Below are 17,387 nucleotides of genomic sequence, written 5' to 3' on the forward strand. Positions count from 1 at the left end.
GACAAACAGCACAGGCCGGAGGAAGAAACCTCCGGCCTGTGGCGTTTTGAGGAACCGGGCTGTTTCAGGCCGGAACCGCCTGCTCCTGTAAAAGGACGGCGGCGTTGCCCAGCGTGGCGCGGTATTCCTGTTCCAGACGGGACACCAGCTCAGCCACCGTCGGCTGATCGTTGATGGCGGCAACGCCCTGTCCGGCCGACCAGATGGTCTTCCAGGCCTTGGCTTTGCTGTTCAGTTCGGTATGCAGGTCAATGTCCGGGCGTTCGGCCAGCCGGGCGGCGTCGATTCCGGCCTGTTCCAGACTCTGGCGCAGGAAGCTGGCCGGAATGCCGGAAATCGCCGGGGTATAGACGATGTCAGAGGCCCCGGCGCTGACCACCATATCCTTGTAGGCCTGCTGGGCGGCGCATTCCCGGGTGGCGATGAAGCGGGTGCCCATATAGGCCAGATCGGCCCCCAGCAGCCGGGCGGCGGCGATCTGGTCCCCGGTGGACAGGGTTCCGGCCAGCAGGATGGTGCCGGTGAATTCGGCGCGGATTTCCGCCAGCAGAGCGAAGGGGTTGAGGGTGCCGGCATGGCCACCGGCCCCGGCGCAGACGAGGATCAGCCCGTCCACCCCGGCGGCGATCGCCTTGCGGGCGTGCTTCAGGTTGGTGACATCATGGAACACCGCCCCGCCGTAGGAATGGACGGCATCGACCACATCCTTCACCGCGCCAAGGCTGGTGATCACCAGCGGCACCCGGTGGCGGACGATCACCTCCAGATCCGGCTGAACCCGGGGATTGGTCTTATGGACGATCAGGTTAACCCCAAACGGGGCATCCTGCGGGGTCAGGGCGGATTCGATGGTGTTCAGCCAGTCCTCGAAGCCTTCGGTGGTGCGCTGGTTCAGGGCCGGGAAGGTGCCGACAACCCCGGCCTTGCAGCAGGCAATGACCAGATCTGGGCCGGAGGCGAGAAACATCGGGGCGGCGACAACCGGCAGGCGCAGGCGGCCTTCAAAGGCTTTGGGCAACGGCATGGGACCCTCTTGGCATTTGGTTGCTGGAGTGTTTGTCTTGTAGGACGCTGTGGCGGTCCTCCCTGTTACACCGTACTTTACCCTATGCGGGATATGACCGCCAATCAGGATTTACGTATAGGTTAACATAATAACGAATGGTGAATTGGCGGCCGGGCTTCCTGCCGTCAACAACGCCTCATCCCCCCCTGAAACAGGAACCTGAGGAAACGTGAATGCTTGACCGGGTGGAAACCTGGGCTGCCGGACGGGCAGCCTTTCGCTGGGTAATCCCAGAGCGCTACAACATCGGGGTCGATATCTGTGACCGCCATGCCGCCGCCCGCCCACAGGCCCCGGCGGTGATCATTGAGGAGGCTGACGGCTCGGTCCGGGTTCATGATTTTGCCGGGCTGAAAGCGGATTCGGACCGTCTGGCCTCCGCCCTGCGGGGGAAAGGGATCCAGACCGGGGACCGGATCGGGATTTTCCTGCCGCAGTCCTATGAAACCGTGGTCAGCCACATCGCCGCCTACAAGCTGGGGGCGGTGGCGGTGCCGCTGTTCACCCTGTTCGGGCCGGAAGCGCTGTCGTACCGCCTGAACGACTGCGGGGCGGCGGCACTGATCACCGATGCTGCCAACCGCGACCGGGTGCTGGATCTGCGGGCCGACCTGCCGGGTCTGCGCAGCGTGCTGTGCGTTGGCGGCGGCGCCGGAACCACCGACTTCTGGGATGCGGTGGCGCTGGCCTCCGACGGGTTTGTGCCGGTTGAGACACTGGCCGATGACCCGGCGGTGATCATCTATACCTCCGGCACCACCGGCAAGCCGAAAGGGGCACTGCATGCCCACCGGGTGCTGTTGGGGCATCTGCCGGGGGTGGAGCTGCCGCATGAGTTCTTTCCGCAGCCCGATGACCTGTTCTGGACCCCGGCGGACTGGGCGTGGATCGGCGGACTGATTGACGTTCTGCTGCCCAGCCTGCACCACGGAATTCCGGTGCTGGCCCACCGGGCCCGCAAGTTTGACCCGGAAGAGGCCTTTGCGCTGATGGCCCGCCACAGGGTGCGCAATGTGTTTATGCCGCCGACCGCCCTGAAGCTGATGCGGCAGGTGGAAAACCCGCGCGGACGGTTTGACTACCGGCTGCGCTCCATCGGTTCCGGTGGGGAAACGCTGGGGGCGGAACTGATCGACTGGGCGCAGGAGACCTTCGGCCTGACCCTGAATGAATTTTACGGTCAGACGGAATGTAACCTGATTGTCGGCAACTGCGCCGCCATTGCCCCGGTGAAGCCGGGATCGATGGGGCAGCCGATTTTCGGGCATGATGTGGCGGTGATTGATGCCGGGGGCAGCCGCCTGCCTGCCGGGCAGACCGGCAGCATCGCGGTGCGGTCTCCGGATCCCGTGATGTTCCTGCGCTACTGGAACAATCCGCAGGCGACGGAGGAGAAATTCGTCACGGCGGCCGACGGCACCCGCTGGTTGCTGACCGGCGATCTGGGGCAGCAGGACAGTGACGGTTACCTGTGGTTCCTGGGCCGGGATGATGATGTCATCACCTCCGCCGGATACCGGATCGGCCCGGGGGAGATCGAGGACGCGTTGCTGAAGCATCCGGCGGTGGCGATGGCGGCGGCGGTCGGGGTGCCGGACCCGGTGCGGACCGAGATCGTCAAGGCCTTCGTGGTGCTGAAAGACGGCTGGCAGGGGGATGCGGCGCTGGCTGAGGACATTCAGATGTTCATCAAGACCCGGATGGCGGCCCATGCCTATCCCCGGGCGGTGGAGTTCATGGACAGCCTGCCGATGACCCCGACCGGCAAGATCCGCCGCAGGGATCTGCGCGAGCGGGAGAACGCCTCGGTGTAAAACCGGCTCTGTCGGCCCGGAACGGAACCGGGGGAGGCCATGATGGTCTCCCCCGGTTTTCTTACTTATTGGCGTAAGGATTCTTCGGCTTGCGGATGTAGATGCGGATCGGCACCCCATCCATGCCGAAGGTATCGCGCAGCCCGTTGACCAGATAGCGCATGTAGCTGTCCGGCAGTTCATCCGGCTTCGACGCGAAGATGGCAAATGTCGGCGGACGGGTCTTGACCTGCGTCATGTAGCGCAGGCGGATGCGGCGGCCCAGCTTGGACAGCGGGGTCGGGTGCCGCTCCGTCATCTCGTTCAGCCAGCGGTTCAGCTTGCTGGTGCCGACGCGGGTGTTCCAGATACGGTGGATGGCAAAGGTGTTTTCCAGCAGCCGGTCCAGCCCGTGGCCCTTCAGGCCGGAGATGGTGACGGTGGGAATCCCCCGCACCTGCGGCAGCGAGGTTTGCAGCCGGTCATTCAGCCGTTGCAGCGATTCGTTCCGGTTTTCGACGGCATCCCACTTGTTGACGGCAATCACCAGCGCCCGGCCTTCGTCGATCACCATGCGGGCAATGGTCAGGTCCTGCTTTTCCATCACCATGTTGGCGTCCAGCATCAGGACCACCACTTCCGCCATGCGGATGGAATTGAGGGTTTCCGAGACCATCATCTTTTCAAGACTGTCTTCGATGCGGGCGCGGCGACGCAGACCGGCGGTGTCAACCAGACGGATCCGGCGGCCGCGCCACTCCCAGTCCACTTCGATGGAGTCGCGGGTGATCCCGGCTTCCGGGCCGGTCAGCAGACGGTCTTCGCCCAGCAGGCGGTTGATCAGCGTTGACTTACCGGTGTTGGGGCGGCCGACGATCGCCAGCTGCAACGGGCGTTCCGGACGGCCCGGCTCTTCGTAGGGCGGGAACTCTTCGTCGTCCTCTTCGTCCTCGCCGGGGCCTTCCCAGTCGTCATCGTCATCCTCATCGGATCCCGCCTGCGGCACCGGACGGTCATCATCGGCACCGTCGCCGGTTTCCCGCACCACCGAGGCTCCGACCGGGGCGTCCTCCTCATCGTCGGGATAGGGTTCGAATTCCGGCTTTTCCTGCGGCTCTTCCTCGACCCCGGCGGCGCGGGCGAACGGCAGCAGGGCCTGAAACAGGTCCATCATCCCCTCGCCGTGCTCAGCGGAGATCGGTACCGGCTCCCCAAGGCCGAGGCCGTAGGATTCGAACAGGCCGGGGGCCCCGGCTTTGCCTTCGCACTTGTTGGCGCACAGGATCGTCGGGGTCGGATGGCGGCGCAGCACATCGGCGAAGTGGGCATCCAGCGGGGTGACCCCGGCGCGGGCGTCGATCAGGAACAGGGTGACGTCCGCCTCATCCAGCGCTGCTTCGGTCTGCTGACGCATCCGGCCTTCCAGCGAGTCATCCAGCGTGTCTTCCAGACCGGCGGTGTCGATTACGGTGAATTCCATGCCCGCCAGCACGGCCTTATGGGCCTTACGGTCGCGTGTCACGCCCGGCATGTCATGGACGATGGCCAGACGCCGCCCGACCAGACGGTTGAACAGCGTGGATTTGCCGACGTTGGGGCGGCCGATGATGGCGACGGTGAAACTCATGGGAGCGATACTCTGGAAAAAAGAACAAACCCCCCGGGCAGGGCGCGTCGGGAGGAACAGGCGGTCATAGGGTCAAACAGCACGGACGGACCCGGGGCCCGTCCGTGTCAACGCATCAGCGCAGGCAGACGATATCGCCGTTGTTGCTGAGGAAGTAAAGGGCTTTCCCGGCAATGGCGGGCGGCAGGGTGATGCCGTCAGGCATCTCCATGTGGCCAAGGACCTGACCGGAGTAGGGGTTGACGGACATGGCCTCGCCATGTGACCCGGTCAGGATCAGACGGTCGGAGGCCAGAACCGGGCCGGTCCACAGGATGCGGCCGGTCTTGTCGCTTTCGTTCTTCCACAGCGGCAGCGGGGTCACCCACAGAACCTTGCCGTTGCGGGCATCAACCGCGATCAGCTGGGCATCGACGGAGACCGCGAACAGATAATCCCCGGCCACCCACGGCTGCGACAGGCCGGACAGTTCCAGATCCCACGCCCGGTCCCCGGTGCGCATATCAATCGCGACCATCAGGCCGGAATGACCGATCACGAACAGGCGGTTGTTATCAATCACCGGGCGGGCGGCAATTGTGGCCAGCGTGCCGGTGGCATCGGTGCGGCGGGCGGCGATGATGCTGTCATTCCACAGCGGAGCGCCGGTATCAACGCGCAGGGCCACCACTTCGCCGGAGGAGAACGGGAATACCACCACGCCGTTATCAACCGCCGGTGCGGCGGCGGCCAGAACGGTGGTTCCTTCCTCGTTCCCGGCATAGGTCCACAGGATGCGGCCGTCATCGGCGGCCAGTGCCAGCCCTTTGTTGTCGAGAGTGGCGACAAAGACGCGGCCGCCGTTGATGGTCGGGGCCGCGCGGACCGGGGCGGTCACTTTCTGGCGCCACTGCTGTTTGCCGGTGGCGGCATCGAGGGCAATCACCTCGGCGTAGGCGGTGGTGACGAACACCCGGCCGTCATCGTAAGCGATGCCGCCGCCGATAATGGCGTTGTCATCTTCATCATCGGGGGCCAGATCGACCGACCACAGGGTGGATCCGCTGCGGGCATCCAGCGCCGTGGCACGGCCCTGCGCATCAACGGCGTAGACCCGGCCGTCACCGACCACCGGTTCGGCCATGATCGCGGTGCGCTTGCCGGTGCCGGTGCCGACGCCGGTGCTCCACTCTTTCTGCGGGGCCGGTCCGATGTCCATATGCTGCATCGAGTGGTGGCTGAAGCCCCCCGCCTGCGGCCAGCTGTCATTGGGTTCCGGTGCGGGCAGGCGGATTTCCACCGTGCTTTTTTCGGCCGGTTTCAGGGTGTTTTCGTGCTGAAGGACGGAAATCCGGGTGCCGGGCAGCGGCGGCTTGGTGGTGCCGCCGAACCACGTATCACCGCAGGCCGACAGAACGAGCGGAGCGGCAAGGGCCAGCACGGTCATCGGGAACCGGCGGGTCCGGAGGCGTGTCTCACCGGAAAAAGGCAGCACAGGACGGACCGTCATCATTCTACTCCACAGGCCACAGGCAGCGCTCTGCCCGGGGTTTTCAGCCTCAGGCGGCCACCGGCACGGATGCGGGGCCGCCTGCCGGTTTTATCCCTGCGCCGGTTCCGCGCCAAGGGCAGACAGCAGATTGCGGGCCCGCGTCTTGATGCCAGCCGGAGTGTTCTTATCGGCAAACAGGGCGTTCAGCTGGGCTTTGGCGTCGTCGGTCCGCTTATCCTGTAGGGCCAGCAGGGCCTTGGCCTCGGCGGCCAGATGGCGGAACGGGCTGGCCGGATCCAGCAGCGGGGTCAGGACGGAGTCCAGCGCCTTCACGTCGGCCCCCGGCAGGTCCATGCCATGCTGCACGGCGAGAATGCGGGCAAGATCGGCAAACACCCGGTCGGTTTTGCTGTCGGCATACAGGGCCTGATACACGGCGACGGCGTCGGCGGCCTTGCCCTGTTTCAGCAGCAGGGCAGCTTCCTGCAGGCGGGCGAGGTCACGGTGCCCGGTGGAGGCGGTTTTGGCCAGTGCGGACAGCGCCGGACCGGCATCTTCCCCGGCCTGTACGCGGGTCATCGCCTGTTCGTAGGCGCGGGCTTCGTCCGCCCGGACCGACCGCTGCCAGGCCTGCCAGCCTTCATGACCGGCGACGACCGCAACAATCAGCACGGCGGCGGCGATCACCCACGATCCATAGGCCTTCCACAGCTTGCTGAACTGTTCGTGCCGCAGGTCGTCATCAACCTCGCGGAACAGGGCATCTTGTTGGGGGTCGGGAATCCGGTCGGCCACGGTTTGGGGTCCTCGTCGGTAATGGGGTGTGGTCGGTATATTAGGGTGTCGTCTCAGAAAACACGGCCTCCGCCATGGTACCGTGGCAGAGACGGAGCCCACCATAGTGCGAGAGGGCGGGAGAGGCAACGTGAAGTGTATGCCGCCGCTGCCGGAACCGGGATCCCGTTGCCGGTGATTTCAGGGTTCTTTAACCATGCCGTGCGAAGTATGGTAAGATTATGGTCAGCCTGTAGAGGGTGCCGCTGTGTCTCTATCTGTCAGAGACATGCGGTTCTTAGGGGCAGAAAATGCCACGGAACAGTTCGGAGAGCGGGGACAATGCGGGACCGGCCGGAGCATCAGAAGAGAGTGGGGCGCATGCAGGCGGGCACCCCTGCTGACCGTCCGGCAGTGCGGGCGTCCCTGCTGTCTGCGGGGCTGCTGACCGCTGCGCTGGTTCTGTCCGGCTGTGCGTCGCATATTCCGCCGGGTGTGGCTGCCATTGATCCGGTGACGGTGATCGCCACCGATAAAACGGTGATTGACCATGTGGCCGGCTGGACAACCGGGGAAGACTGCTCCAGCGTCCGGGCCGAGAAGGGGGGGCACTGGTGTGTTCAGCCCTATGAGAATGATCCGGTCACCCAGCCACTGTATTGCTACCGCACCCTCGGCAATGTGTCGTGTTATGCCCAGCCGAGCAATCATCCGGCGGATAAGCTGATCGGATTGCAGGAAGGCGGTCGCCAGAGAACCTGGTGATCCCGGTCTTTCGGGGGATCCCAGCCCGATCTTTCGCAACGGCAGCCGCAGGGGCTGCCGTTTTGTTTTGGGGGGCTGAAGGGTCTTCCTTTCAGAGCCTCTGCTGAAAGAGGTTTCTTTTCGAAGAGCCGGAGCCTGCGGGTGGAGCCCGTGTGACCGGAAAAGGGGTCAGGCGTTTTGCGCTGCCGGGCCGCCCCGGCACAGGAACAGGGCCAGTTCGGCATCCTGATGCCGGGAATGGCTGATCAGCCAGCTGCCAAGGGTCTGACATAGCGGGTCCCCCCGCCCAAAAGTGCCACGGTGCAGGGATTCCAGCTCCATCTGGATCAGGGTCAGGAAGAAGCGGTGTGTCTGGCGATGTTCGTCGGTCTGCGAGAAGCCGGTGTCTTCCATCAGCTTCTCTTCATGGGCGAAATGCTCAGCCGCAGCCTCCCGCACATCGGTCAGGGCGGCAATCAGGCGGTCGGGCAGGCAGTCGGGCAGGGTGTCGGGGCTGTCTCCGTCACCGGAGGGAGGGGGCGACAGACTTTCCGCCGCCTGTTGCAGGCGTTGCAGGGCATGGTCGATCTGCTGATGATGGCCGATGAAGGTGCGTGACGTGCCCTGTTCCGCCGCTGTCTGCGCCGGGTCCTTTGCCGTTGTGGCGGGGGCTGGCTGATCTTTAGAGGGATGGGCTTTGGTCATGGGGGAATCCATAAGGATCGTCGGCATCGAAAGCATATGAAAGTTAGCCATGATCGCCGATCTTCGGTCAAAGCCCGGTCGCGGCGAAATGAATGATTTTTGATAAAATGGCTTAAAGCAACGGTTCTACTGTCTAAAAACTATGTCGGAGGAGACATATGCCGCCCGGATGCTTTGAGATGGGGCGGTAAAGCGGGCGATCTTTTGGAGTGCCTCCAGAGTGCAAGGGGTTGTGGTGGACTCTCCTCAGTCATTCCATTAAAAATTTACGGGTAATATCGGTGTCGGTTTTGCCGGAATGGGTCCGGGGCGTGCGGAAATTGCGATCCGTCACTGCAGGATCCGCAGGGCTGTCACAGAATGTTGAAGGGGAGCCGTGCGCCAAAGCCGAGGGGGCTTGAAGGGCGCAGGGCAGACAGACATCAAAGGAGAGTGCTGTCATGTCGGTTACCGGAAAAACACTGGGGATTGTTCTGATCGGTCTGGTCGGGCTGCTGGTTTATCTCGGCATTTATATCGGCTCGGTCTACGGGCTGGGGATTGCGCATTCCGTGATCTACTTCGGTCTGGCGATGACGGCGATCATGCTGCTGGTGACCACCGCGCTGGCCAGCGGTAAGGAAGAGTAAGGTTTCCCGGATGGCCCCCCGCACAAGGGGCCAGGATCGCGGGGCGCGTACCAAAGGGTGCGCGCCCCATTGTTTTTGGGGGGATGGAGGCTGTCCGGGGCGGTATTCGAGTCTTATCCGGGAATGGGGAATTTTTTCATATAAATCCTCTGATGAGAGTGTCTTTCTGCGGCCATTCATTTCTTTAAAGATAAATTAATTTATATATATCAGTGCAGTGTTTAATGAGGTGTCACGCGGGGTATGGTATGGTCTTAAGACTTAGTATCATGTAATATACCTATTCGCCGGTGCAATGGCTGCTGTTTGCGTTGCACTGATGCGTGTCCTTACCGTAAACTCCAAACCCAACAACACCTTCCATAGCGGGGGAGGTGGGCGCAAAGACGCTTGGGGGAAGTTGGGTGAGCGTGTACGGAGACTCCTCCGGGAGGCTGCTGTCAGACCTCCTGTTGAATGTCCTCCCCGATGGAATGATGATTCTGTCGGGGACCGTCATTGTTCAGGTCAATTCATCCGGCAGCGCTTTGCTCGGGATGCCGCAGGCTGATCTGATCGGTCAGGATGCCACGGTCCTCTTCAAAGATTTTCCCGATCTTCCGGTTGCTGAGGAAGACCAGCCCGGGGGATATGCCTCGGCAGCCCGTGTTGCGGTCGGGCCGCAGGCCGGGCAGACGGTCTGCCTTTCGCTGCGGGCACTGGATGGGCAGGGCGGTGACGCCGGTTCGCCGACGGGGCAGTGTATCGTGTCCCTGCGGGCGGCTTCTGCCCAGACGGAACAGCTGTCGGCCCAGTTGCGGGACTCGGAAGCCCAGTACCGCAGTATTTTTGAAAATGCGCAGGAAGGGATCTATCAGACCACCCCGGATGGCCGTTATCTGCGGGTCAATCCGGCACTGGCCCGGATTTACGGCTACAGTTCTCCTGACGCCCTGATGGCCGGACTGACGGACATCGCCAGCCAACTTTATGTTGATGCCGACCGGCGTACCGCTTTCCTCGGCCTGATGGACCGTGACGGAGTCGTCCATGACTTCGAGGCCCGGATCTTCCGGCAGGATGGGACGGTGATCTGGATCACGGAAAATGCCCGTTGTGTGCGGGATGCCAGCGGGCAGATCCGCTATTATGAGGGCACCGTCGAAGACATTTCGGAACGGCGGCAGCGGGAAGAGGAAATCCGGCTGCTGGCGCAGGTGTTTGACAGTACGGCGGAAGGAATTGCGGTTCTGGATACCGGGGGCCGGGTCTACGCGGTCAATCCGGCCTTCACCGCCGTGACCGGGCATGATCCCGCCGACCTCACCGGGCAGGTCCTGCCGCTGGTGGCCGATGGCCTGCATGAGCGCAGCTATCTGACCACCATTCTGGAGCGGGTGCGCGACTCCGGGACCTATAACGGCGAGATCTTCGCCGCCCGCCGGAACGGCGAGGTTTTTCCCGCCGAACTGTCGGTGGCCCCGGTGCGGCTGCCCGATGGGACCATCAGCCATTTTGTGCTGCATGTCGCCGATATCACCAGCCGTAAGAGTGATGAGGCCTACGTCCGGTTCCACGCCAACTACGATATGCTCACCCGGCTGCCCAACCGCCGTCTGGTGATAGAACGGCTGGAGCAGGCCCTTGAGAAGTGTCTGGCGGAAGGGCGGAAGGGCTGCGTCCTGTTCCTCGATCTCGACCGCTTCAAGGTGATCAACGATACCTACGGCCATGGTGTCGGGGATGAACTGTTGCGGATGGTCGCCAAGCGTCTGCGCCACTGCACCAAGCCGGATGATACCATCGGCCGTCTGGGCGGCGATGAATTCCTGATCCTGATGACGGATGTCGCGCAGGATCAGGACGGCATCGATATGGCCGACAAGGTTCTTTACAGCCTGTCGGAGCAGTTCTGCCTGCCGTCGATCGGGATTTCCTACTTCCCCGATCATGGCCGGACGGTCAGCGATATTCTGCGCACCGCCGATATCGCCATGTATCAGTCGAAGAAAAACGCGGTCCGCCGCTATACGGTCTACGACCCGTCGCTGTCGCAGTCGACCCCGGAGCTGCTGAGTCTGGAAAATGACCTGCGACTGGCCGCCGCCCGTGGCGAACTGGAGCTGTATTACCAGCCGAAGGTCTGCGCCCATTCCATGGATGTGCAGGGGGCGGAGGCGCTGGTGCGCTGGCGGCACCCGGTAATGGGAATGGTCAATCCGGCGGAATTTATCCCGATTGCCGAGGAAACCGGCCTGATCGTGCCGATCGGGCGCTGGGTCCTGCGCCGGGCCTGTCTGCAAATGGTCCGCTGGCTGCGCAACGGCATGGATATTCCCAGTGTCTCGGTCAACGTTTCGGTCCGGCAGTTTCAGGATCCGGCCTTTGTGGTCAGCGTGGCACAGATTCTGGAAGAGACCGGGCTGTCCCCGTCGCGGCTGGATCTGGAAATCACGGAAAGCGTGATGTCCGGCGATGTGACCCGGGCGGTGGCGATTCTGCACGAACTGAAGGATCTGGGTGTCACCCTGTCGATGGATGACTTCGGGACCGGCTATTCTTCGCTGAACTATCTGAAGACCTTCCCGATTGACACCCTGAAGATCGATCAGACCTTTGTCCGGGATGCCGCCCGCAACCCGAAGGATGCGGCGATTGTCACCACCATTGTCACGCTGGCCCAGAATCTGGGGTTCAGCGTGGTGGCGGAAGGGGTGGAAACCTCAGACCATGCCGCCCTGCTGCGGGACATGGGCTGTCATACCTTTCAGGGCTACTGGATTGCCAAGCCGCTGCCAGCCGCCGAGTTCGGCGGGTTCTGGCACGAGCGTCTGGTGCTGAAGGAACCGCAGAAGGTTTAACCGTCCTTGGCGGGCAGGCGGTTGACCAGACGGTCACTCAGCCAGCCGGGAAGGGCTGACAGCAGCCAGCCGATCAGCGCCATCTGCCACGGAAAGGCAATCCGCGCCCGGTTTTTCGCCAGCCGCCTGCGGATCAGTGCGGCCGCCTTGTCGGCGGGCATCAGGAAGGGCATCGGGAAGGTGTTGCGGTCGGTGATCCGGCTGACCACAAAGCCCGGCAGAATGGTTGTGACCCCAACTCCGTGCGGGGCGAGGGCACCGCGGAGGGCTTCCCCCCACGCCCGGACCGCCGCCTTACTGGCGCTGTAGGCGGCCGCCCCGGGCAGGCCGCGATACCCGGCAATGGAAGATACCAGCGCCAGCTGCCCGGCCCCCCGGTGTTTCATGCGCTCCAGAATGGGGTCAACGGTGTTGATCACCCCCATGACGTTGACCTCAAACACCCGGCGCGGATCAGCGGTGCTGTCGGCAATCCCGGCGTTGGCGATCACCAGATCCAGCGGTTGCAGGTCGTCAGCCGCCCGGAGCAGGACGGCCATGGCATCGACATCGGTGACATCGACAATCACGCTTTCAACAAGGGCACCCCGCTGGCGGCAGGCATCGGCAATGGCCTTGCAGCGGATCGGGTTCTGTCCGGTCAGCAGCAGCCGGATGCCCGGTTCGGCATAGGTCAGGGCCAGCGCCTCGCCAATGCCCGACGAGGCGCCGGTAATGCAGATATGGCGGGGGGCAGGCCGTTTGGGCATCAGGGGCTCCTGTCAGAAGAGGGAAATCGTCCGGTCAGCAGGTGGGAGGTGTGGCCCCCGGACCGAGAACGGCCAGCAGCAGGGGTTGCAGCGGTGGCAGGTCGTTCCGCACCGTGCGGTAGAGCAGGGCAGCATCCACTGAATGGTATTCATGGATCAGAATGTGGCGAATTTCCGCCAGTGCTGCCCAGGGAATCATCGGATGGGCGGCGGTGATGTCATCCGGCACCTTGTTGGCGGCCTCGCCGATGATTTCCAGATTGCGGGCGACGGCGTCGATGGTCCGGTGATCGGCGGTGAAGGCGGCCTCATTCATCCCGTCGGTGTAACGCAGGCAGCGGCACAGGGCTTCCAGCATGTCATCAATCCGCACCCGCCAGTCCTTATCCTTAAAAGACATGGATGGCCTCCTGAAGGATGCGGTCACGGATCCGGGGTTTGATGTTATCCGGGGTGATCAGATCGACCGGGCGGTCGAGCAGACTTTCCAGCCAGCCCTTCAGGGTGACGAATTCCAGCATCCCCTCCGGGCGGCCGGGGAGGAACTCGACCAGAAGATCGACGTCACTTTCGCGGCGGCTCTCGTTATGGGCGACGCTGCCGAACAGCGCCAGACTGCGCACCCCGAAGCGGGACTGAAGCTCCCGCGCGTGGTGGCGCAGCTGGTACAGCACGTCTTCCCGCCGGGCCGGGCGGTTGCGGCTGATGCGCTGGGCGTAATGCTTGACCTGACCGGCGCGGTCGCGGGGGACCAGAACGGTCAGGGAAACCATCTCCGGCCGGTCTCCGGGCCGGTGATCGGGAGAATGGTGGCTGTTGCCGCCACTCCGGTGCCGGGGGGCGGTGCTGTCGCTGTGGCTCTGGCGGCCGGGCTTGGCGGAATGTCTGGTCATGTCATGAGTTTAGCCGGATTTTCCGGGTCCGGCGCGGCTTTTTTGGCAGGCTGGCCTTTGCGGGCGGCGGGCGGTATAACTCGGTCCGATGGGGCAGCAGTGTCGCGCCTGCCCTGTCGGCATGACCAGCGTCCGACGGGACAGGAGATCCGACCGATGAAAACCATCGCCAGTATGACCGGTTTTGCCCGGGCCGGGGGGCAGCGCCCTGACCTTGGCCTGTCGTGGACGTGGGAAGCCCGCAGTGTGAACGGCAAGGGGCTGGATGTCCGCGTCCGCTGGCCGAACGGCTTTGATGCGCTGGAAGCCCCGGCGAAGGATCTGGTCGGCAAACGGCTGACCCGGGGCAGCGTGACCCTCAGCCTGCAAACCCGCACCGATGCCGGGGCCGGGGTCCCGCAGGTGCGGATCAATCAGGCCCTTCTGGCGCAACTGATGGATCTGGCGCGCGATCTGCCGCTGCATGTGCAGCCGCCGACCTTTGACGGTCTGTTGCAGGTCCGGGGCGTTCTGGAAACGCTGGAGTCGGCGGAGCCGGATGAGGAAACCCGCAAGGGGCTGGAAGCAGAAATGCTGACCAGTCTGGGGGAGGCGCTGACCGCGCTGGAGGCTGCCCGCCGCGATGAAGGCGGACGGCTGAACACCATCCTGCGCGCCCATCTGGCCACTATTGCTGATCTGATCGGCAAGGCGGCGCAGACCGCATCCGCCCGTCCGGAGGCGGTGCAGGACCGGCTGCGGGCGGCGCTGAACCAGTTGCTGGACGCAAAGGTGCCGGTCAGTGAAGACCGGCTGGCGCAGGAACTGGCCCTGATCGCCACCCGGCAGGATGTCCGGGAGGAACTGGACCGCCTGACCGCCCATGTCGCGCAGGCGACGGAGCTGCTGGACAGTGCCGGTCCGGTCGGGCGGCGCCTTGATTTCCTGTGTCAGGAATTTAACCGCGAGGCCAATACCCTGTGTTCGAAAGCGCAGGATACGGCGCTGACCCGGATCGGACTGGATCTGAAGACGGTGATCGATCAGTTGCGGGAACAGGTTCAGAATGTCGAGTGATCGGGGGGAGAGCGTGATGCAGGAGTCCGGGGTGCCGGTGCGGAGCCGGGGGGTGATGCTGGTGCTGTCGTCCCCGTCCGGGGCGGGGAAGTCGACGATTTCCCGCGCCCTGCTGGAACGGGACCCGCACCTGTCGATGTCGGTGTCGGTGACCACCCGGTCGCCGCGCCCGGGCGAGGTGGACGGCGTCCACTATTTCTTCCGGGGGATCCCGGAGGTGCAGGCAATGGTCGAACAGGGCGAAATGCTGGAGCATGCCCGGGTCTTCGACAACTATTACGGCACGCCGCGCCAGCCGGTGGAAGATGCCCTGCGGACCGGACGGGACGTGCTGTTTGACATCGACTGGCAGGGCACCCAGCAGCTGGCACAGAATGCCCGCGAGGATCTGGTCAGCGTCTTCATTCTGCCGCCGTCGCTGGAGGAACTGGAGCGCCGCCTGCGGGGGCGGGCGCAGGACCCGGAAGAGGTGGTGCGCAAGCGGATGTCGAAGGCCAGTGACGAGATGAGCCATTGGCCGGAATACGACTACGTCGTCATCAATGTCGATATCGAGGAGAGCATTCAGGCGGTGCAGGCGATCCTGCGGGCTGAACGGCTGAAACGGAACCGGCAGATGGGGCTGGCGCAGTTTGTCAACGGCATGCGGACAGATGGCTGAGGCCGGGCTGGCTGTGGTCTGTCCCGCGCCCGGAAAAACGCGTCCGGAATTTTTTATGTAAGCCCAGATGGAAAGACGGGGGCCGGATCATCCGGCCCCCTGTTTTCTGAAAATGTTCTGACGGTCTCTTTTTCTCCGATTGGCCGGAGACCCCTGAACCGGAAAGACCCCTGACCGCTTTCCTGATCAGGCCGTCGGATGCAGGGCTGCCGTATCGCTGGGGGAGCCGAAACGGCTGAGGAATTGCCGCGCCGCCACTTGCAGGGCCTTGGGGTCAGGATGCTCGGTCCCTTCATGGGACAGGGCCATGACCAGCCGGGCCAGACGGATGGTGTCGTTGGCTGAGGTGGCGCTCCAGCGGGCCGGGCCATCAAGGCGCTGGGCCAGTGCGGTGATGGTGGTGGAAGCGGCGATGATCCGCTTGTCATCCTGCGTCAGCGGCATCACCATGCCGTCGCGGGGGGCCAGCGTGGACTCCCGGATATCCATGACGCAGCGGGCCAGATACAGGCCGAGACGCCCCATCCGTTCCGCCAGCATCTGGTCGCGGGCGACTTCGACCTGTGCGATCAGCTCTTCCACCGACAGGCCGTCAACCGCTTTGGCCTTCACCGGGTTGGGAACGTCAAACAGCGGTTCCGGCTGCCCGCCGCCGGGGCGCGGGGTGCGGCGGCGGTCCGGCCCGACATAGGCCGAGGTGATGACAAACTTCTTCCGCTTCAGGGCCAGATGGATCAGGCGCTCCCGCACGTACTGCTGAGGCCAGTGATAGGGCAGGATATCATCCGCCCCGGAATCGACCATGGTTTCCAGAACCGGCGACTGCGGGTAGCGGGTGACCACATCCAGTGCCAGGAACGGGTTGCTGCCGATATCCCCGGTGCGGATGCCCCGGAACAGATCGGCGATCTGCGGCAGTGTCGCCGGGCTGACCAGTGCGTACAGCACGTCAGGGCTCTCACCATCGAGAATTTTCAGGAGATGAGCCCAGCTGTCCGGCATGATCGGTGCCGTAACGCCTTCAGCGGCCAGCGATGAGAGTAAAGCCTCCGCCACCAGCGGGTCCGGGCACCAGACGCAGACCGTCAGAAGAGACAGGTCTGCGGCGGCGTCAGCGTCAGCAGGCGCGACTGCTTCACTCGTGTTTACCGACGGCATCATCGTGCTCCTCGATTGCCATCAACGATATCGGCGGGGGACTCCTGCGTCCGTTCGGACAGTCATCCGCAATCCTGTGCGGACGCAGACTGTGGTCCTGCCCGCCTGATCCCTCCCCGGATCTTCTTTATGTGTACACCAGGTGGCGTAATGTTGCAGCGATTTGCGAATGCCTATCCCCAAAAAATCGCTGCTACCCTATAGATTTTACAAGAATTTGATCAAATTTGACGGGGATCTGGGCTGCTGTGGCCTGAGACGGGAGCAGGAGGCCCTTCTTGTGGTCCTGTGATGTGTGCGCTGCGGCAGGTCAGTCCGGCCGGCACAGACGGGCAAGGGTGCAGAACTGCTGGACTGTCAGTTCCTCGGCCCGGGCGGTCGGGGGAATCCCTGCGGCGGCGCACAGCGCTTCGGCATCCATCCCCTCCGGCAGCAGGGGGCCAAGGGCCTTCAGGCTGGCCCGCAGCATCTTCCGGCGCTGATTGAAGGCGGCGGCGGTCACCGCCTCCAGCGTCCTGAAATCGCAGGGGGCCAGCGGAGCGGAGCGGGGCGTCAGGCGGACAACGGTGGACGTTACCTTCGGCGGTGGCACAAAGGCACGGGGATTGACGTCAAACAGCGGTTCAACCGTGCACAGCCACTGGGTGATCACCGACAGACGGCCATAGTCTTTGGTGCGCGGGACGGCGGCCAGACGGTCTACAACCTCTTTTTGCAGCATCACCACGATACAGGCAAAGCTGTTGATCGAGGCCAGCCAGCGCAGGATCAGCGGGGTGGCAACGTTGTAGGGCAGGTTGGCGACAATCCGGCGCGGGGCATCGCCCAGAGTGGTCAGGTCCACTTCCAGCGCATCGGCCTGCACCACGGTCAGCCGCCCGGGATAGGCCGCCGCGATCTCGGCCTGAATCGGCAGCATCCGGGGATCGCGTTCAATGGCGATGACCTGACGGGCACCTTCTTCCAGCAGCGCCCGCGTCAATCCACCGGGGCCGGGGCCGATTTCGAAGGTGGTGCCGGTGCCAAGGTCGCCGCCGCCCCGGGCAATCCGTCCGGTCAGGTTGAGGTCAAACAGAAAGTTCTGCCCCAGACTCTTGCGGGCCTGTAGATCATGCTGGGCAATGACATCGCGCAGCGGCGGCAGAGGATGAACCGGATGATCCGGGAACGCGGACGGCATGGACGCAGGACCTTTCGTCGGGGCGACGGGCAGGGCAGGAA

Annotated in this window: 16 protein-coding genes; 6 read left to right on the forward strand and 10 right to left on the reverse strand. The window is 63.8% G+C overall.

Going from position 1 to position 17,387, the window contains the following annotated elements; all coding sequences use genetic code 11:
* Positions 1 to 64: 64 nt before the first annotated feature.
* A complete protein-coding gene (locus FHS48_RS04350; protein WP_184261777.1) occupies positions 65 to 1,024 on the reverse strand; it encodes an NAD(P)H-dependent flavin oxidoreductase in 960 nt (319 codons plus the stop codon).
* A gap of 215 nt (positions 1,025 to 1,239) precedes the next feature.
* Between FHS48_RS04350 and FHS48_RS04355 the strand changes: the two genes are divergently transcribed.
* The gene (locus FHS48_RS04355; protein ID WP_184261779.1) at positions 1,240 to 2,880 is read left to right on the forward strand and encodes an acyl-CoA synthetase; all 1,641 of its coding nucleotides are present in this window, start codon (positions 1,240 to 1,242) and stop codon (positions 2,878 to 2,880) included.
* Positions 2,881 to 2,941: 61 nt separating this feature from the next.
* Here FHS48_RS04355 and der read toward each other — a convergent pair whose 3' ends face one another.
* The 3 genes from der to FHS48_RS04370 form a co-directional block, all read right to left on the reverse strand.
* Positions 2,942 to 4,486 (reverse strand): ribosome biogenesis GTPase Der, encoded by a 1,545-nt coding sequence (gene der, locus FHS48_RS04360; RefSeq protein ID WP_184261781.1) that lies wholly within the window; start codon positions 4,484 to 4,486, stop codon positions 2,942 to 2,944.
* Positions 4,487 to 4,601: 115 nt separating this feature from the next.
* On the reverse strand, positions 4,602 to 5,975 hold the full coding sequence (locus FHS48_RS04365; protein WP_184261783.1) for an outer membrane protein assembly factor BamB family protein: 1,374 nt from the start codon (positions 5,973 to 5,975) through the stop codon (positions 4,602 to 4,604).
* Between the two features lie 90 nt (positions 5,976 to 6,065).
* Positions 6,066 to 6,752: a tetratricopeptide repeat protein gene (locus FHS48_RS04370; RefSeq protein WP_311769079.1), complete on the reverse strand. Its 687-nt coding sequence runs from the start codon at positions 6,750 to 6,752 to the stop codon at positions 6,066 to 6,068.
* 360 nt (positions 6,753 to 7,112) lie between these two features.
* Between FHS48_RS04370 and FHS48_RS04375 the strand changes: the two genes are divergently transcribed.
* Positions 7,113 to 7,496, forward strand: a complete 384-nt coding sequence (locus FHS48_RS04375) for a hypothetical protein (protein ID WP_184261787.1) — start codon at positions 7,113 to 7,115, stop codon at positions 7,494 to 7,496.
* A 168-nt stretch (positions 7,497 to 7,664) separates the two neighbouring features.
* Here the strand turns inward: FHS48_RS04375 and FHS48_RS04380 are convergent, their stop codons facing one another.
* A complete protein-coding gene (locus FHS48_RS04380; protein ID WP_184261788.1) occupies positions 7,665 to 8,180 on the reverse strand; it encodes a bacteriohemerythrin in 516 nt (171 codons plus the stop codon).
* A 440-nt stretch (positions 8,181 to 8,620) separates the two neighbouring features.
* Between FHS48_RS04380 and FHS48_RS04385 the strand changes: the two genes are divergently transcribed.
* Both FHS48_RS04385 and FHS48_RS04390 read left to right on the forward strand, forming a co-directional pair.
* Positions 8,621 to 8,809, forward strand: coding sequence for a hypothetical protein (locus FHS48_RS04385; RefSeq protein WP_184261790.1), 189 nt, complete (start codon positions 8,621 to 8,623; stop codon positions 8,807 to 8,809).
* 410 nt (positions 8,810 to 9,219) lie between these two features.
* Positions 9,220 to 11,649, forward strand: coding sequence for a sensor domain-containing protein (locus FHS48_RS04390; RefSeq protein WP_311769085.1), 2,430 nt, complete (start codon positions 9,220 to 9,222; stop codon positions 11,647 to 11,649).
* On the opposite strand, the gene FHS48_RS04395 is transcribed toward FHS48_RS04390, so the two are convergent.
* From FHS48_RS04395 to FHS48_RS04405, 3 genes are read right to left on the reverse strand one after another with little or no spacing between them, the layout of a single operon-like run.
* On the reverse strand, positions 11,646 to 12,398 hold the full coding sequence (locus FHS48_RS04395) for an SDR family NAD(P)-dependent oxidoreductase (protein ID WP_184261794.1): 753 nt from the start codon (positions 12,396 to 12,398) through the stop codon (positions 11,646 to 11,648). The genes FHS48_RS04390 and FHS48_RS04395 overlap by 4 nt on opposite strands.
* A gap of 34 nt (positions 12,399 to 12,432) precedes the next feature.
* Positions 12,433 to 12,798 carry a HepT-like ribonuclease domain-containing protein gene (locus FHS48_RS04400; RefSeq protein ID WP_184261796.1) on the reverse strand — a complete coding sequence of 122 codons (366 nt, stop codon included), beginning with the start codon at positions 12,796 to 12,798 and terminating at the stop codon, positions 12,433 to 12,435.
* Positions 12,788 to 13,291, reverse strand: coding sequence for a nucleotidyltransferase family protein (locus tag FHS48_RS04405; RefSeq protein ID WP_260402333.1), 504 nt, complete (start codon positions 13,289 to 13,291; stop codon positions 12,788 to 12,790). The genes FHS48_RS04400 and FHS48_RS04405 overlap by 11 nt, the downstream gene beginning before the upstream one ends.
* 156 nt (positions 13,292 to 13,447) lie before the next feature.
* On the opposite strand from FHS48_RS04405, the gene FHS48_RS04410 reads away from it, so the two are divergent.
* Positions 13,448 to 14,347 (forward strand): YicC/YloC family endoribonuclease, encoded by a 900-nt coding sequence (locus FHS48_RS04410; protein WP_184261798.1) that lies wholly within the window; start codon positions 13,448 to 13,450, stop codon positions 14,345 to 14,347.
* A 13-nt stretch (positions 14,348 to 14,360) separates the two neighbouring features.
* On the forward strand, positions 14,361 to 15,008 hold the full coding sequence (gene gmk, locus FHS48_RS04415; protein ID WP_416046501.1) for a guanylate kinase: 648 nt from the start codon (positions 14,361 to 14,363) through the stop codon (positions 15,006 to 15,008).
* Between the two features lie 186 nt (positions 15,009 to 15,194).
* Here gmk and FHS48_RS04420 read toward each other — a convergent pair whose 3' ends face one another.
* Together FHS48_RS04420 and rsmA are read right to left on the reverse strand one after the other, a co-directional pair.
* The gene (locus FHS48_RS04420) at positions 15,195 to 16,169 is read right to left on the reverse strand and encodes a hypothetical protein (RefSeq protein WP_184261800.1); all 975 of its coding nucleotides are present in this window, start codon (positions 16,167 to 16,169) and stop codon (positions 15,195 to 15,197) included.
* 307 nt (positions 16,170 to 16,476) lie between these two features.
* Positions 16,477 to 17,346, reverse strand: a complete 870-nt coding sequence (gene rsmA / locus FHS48_RS04425) for a 16S rRNA (adenine(1518)-N(6)/adenine(1519)-N(6))-dimethyltransferase RsmA (RefSeq protein WP_184261802.1) — start codon at positions 17,344 to 17,346, stop codon at positions 16,477 to 16,479.
* Positions 17,347 to 17,387 lie beyond the last annotated feature (41 nt).

Origin of the sequence: Novispirillum itersonii, from assembly GCF_014205675.1 — a bacterium.
GTDB classification, from domain to species: Bacteria; Pseudomonadota; Alphaproteobacteria; order Rhodospirillales; family Rhodospirillaceae; genus Novispirillum; species Novispirillum itersonii_A.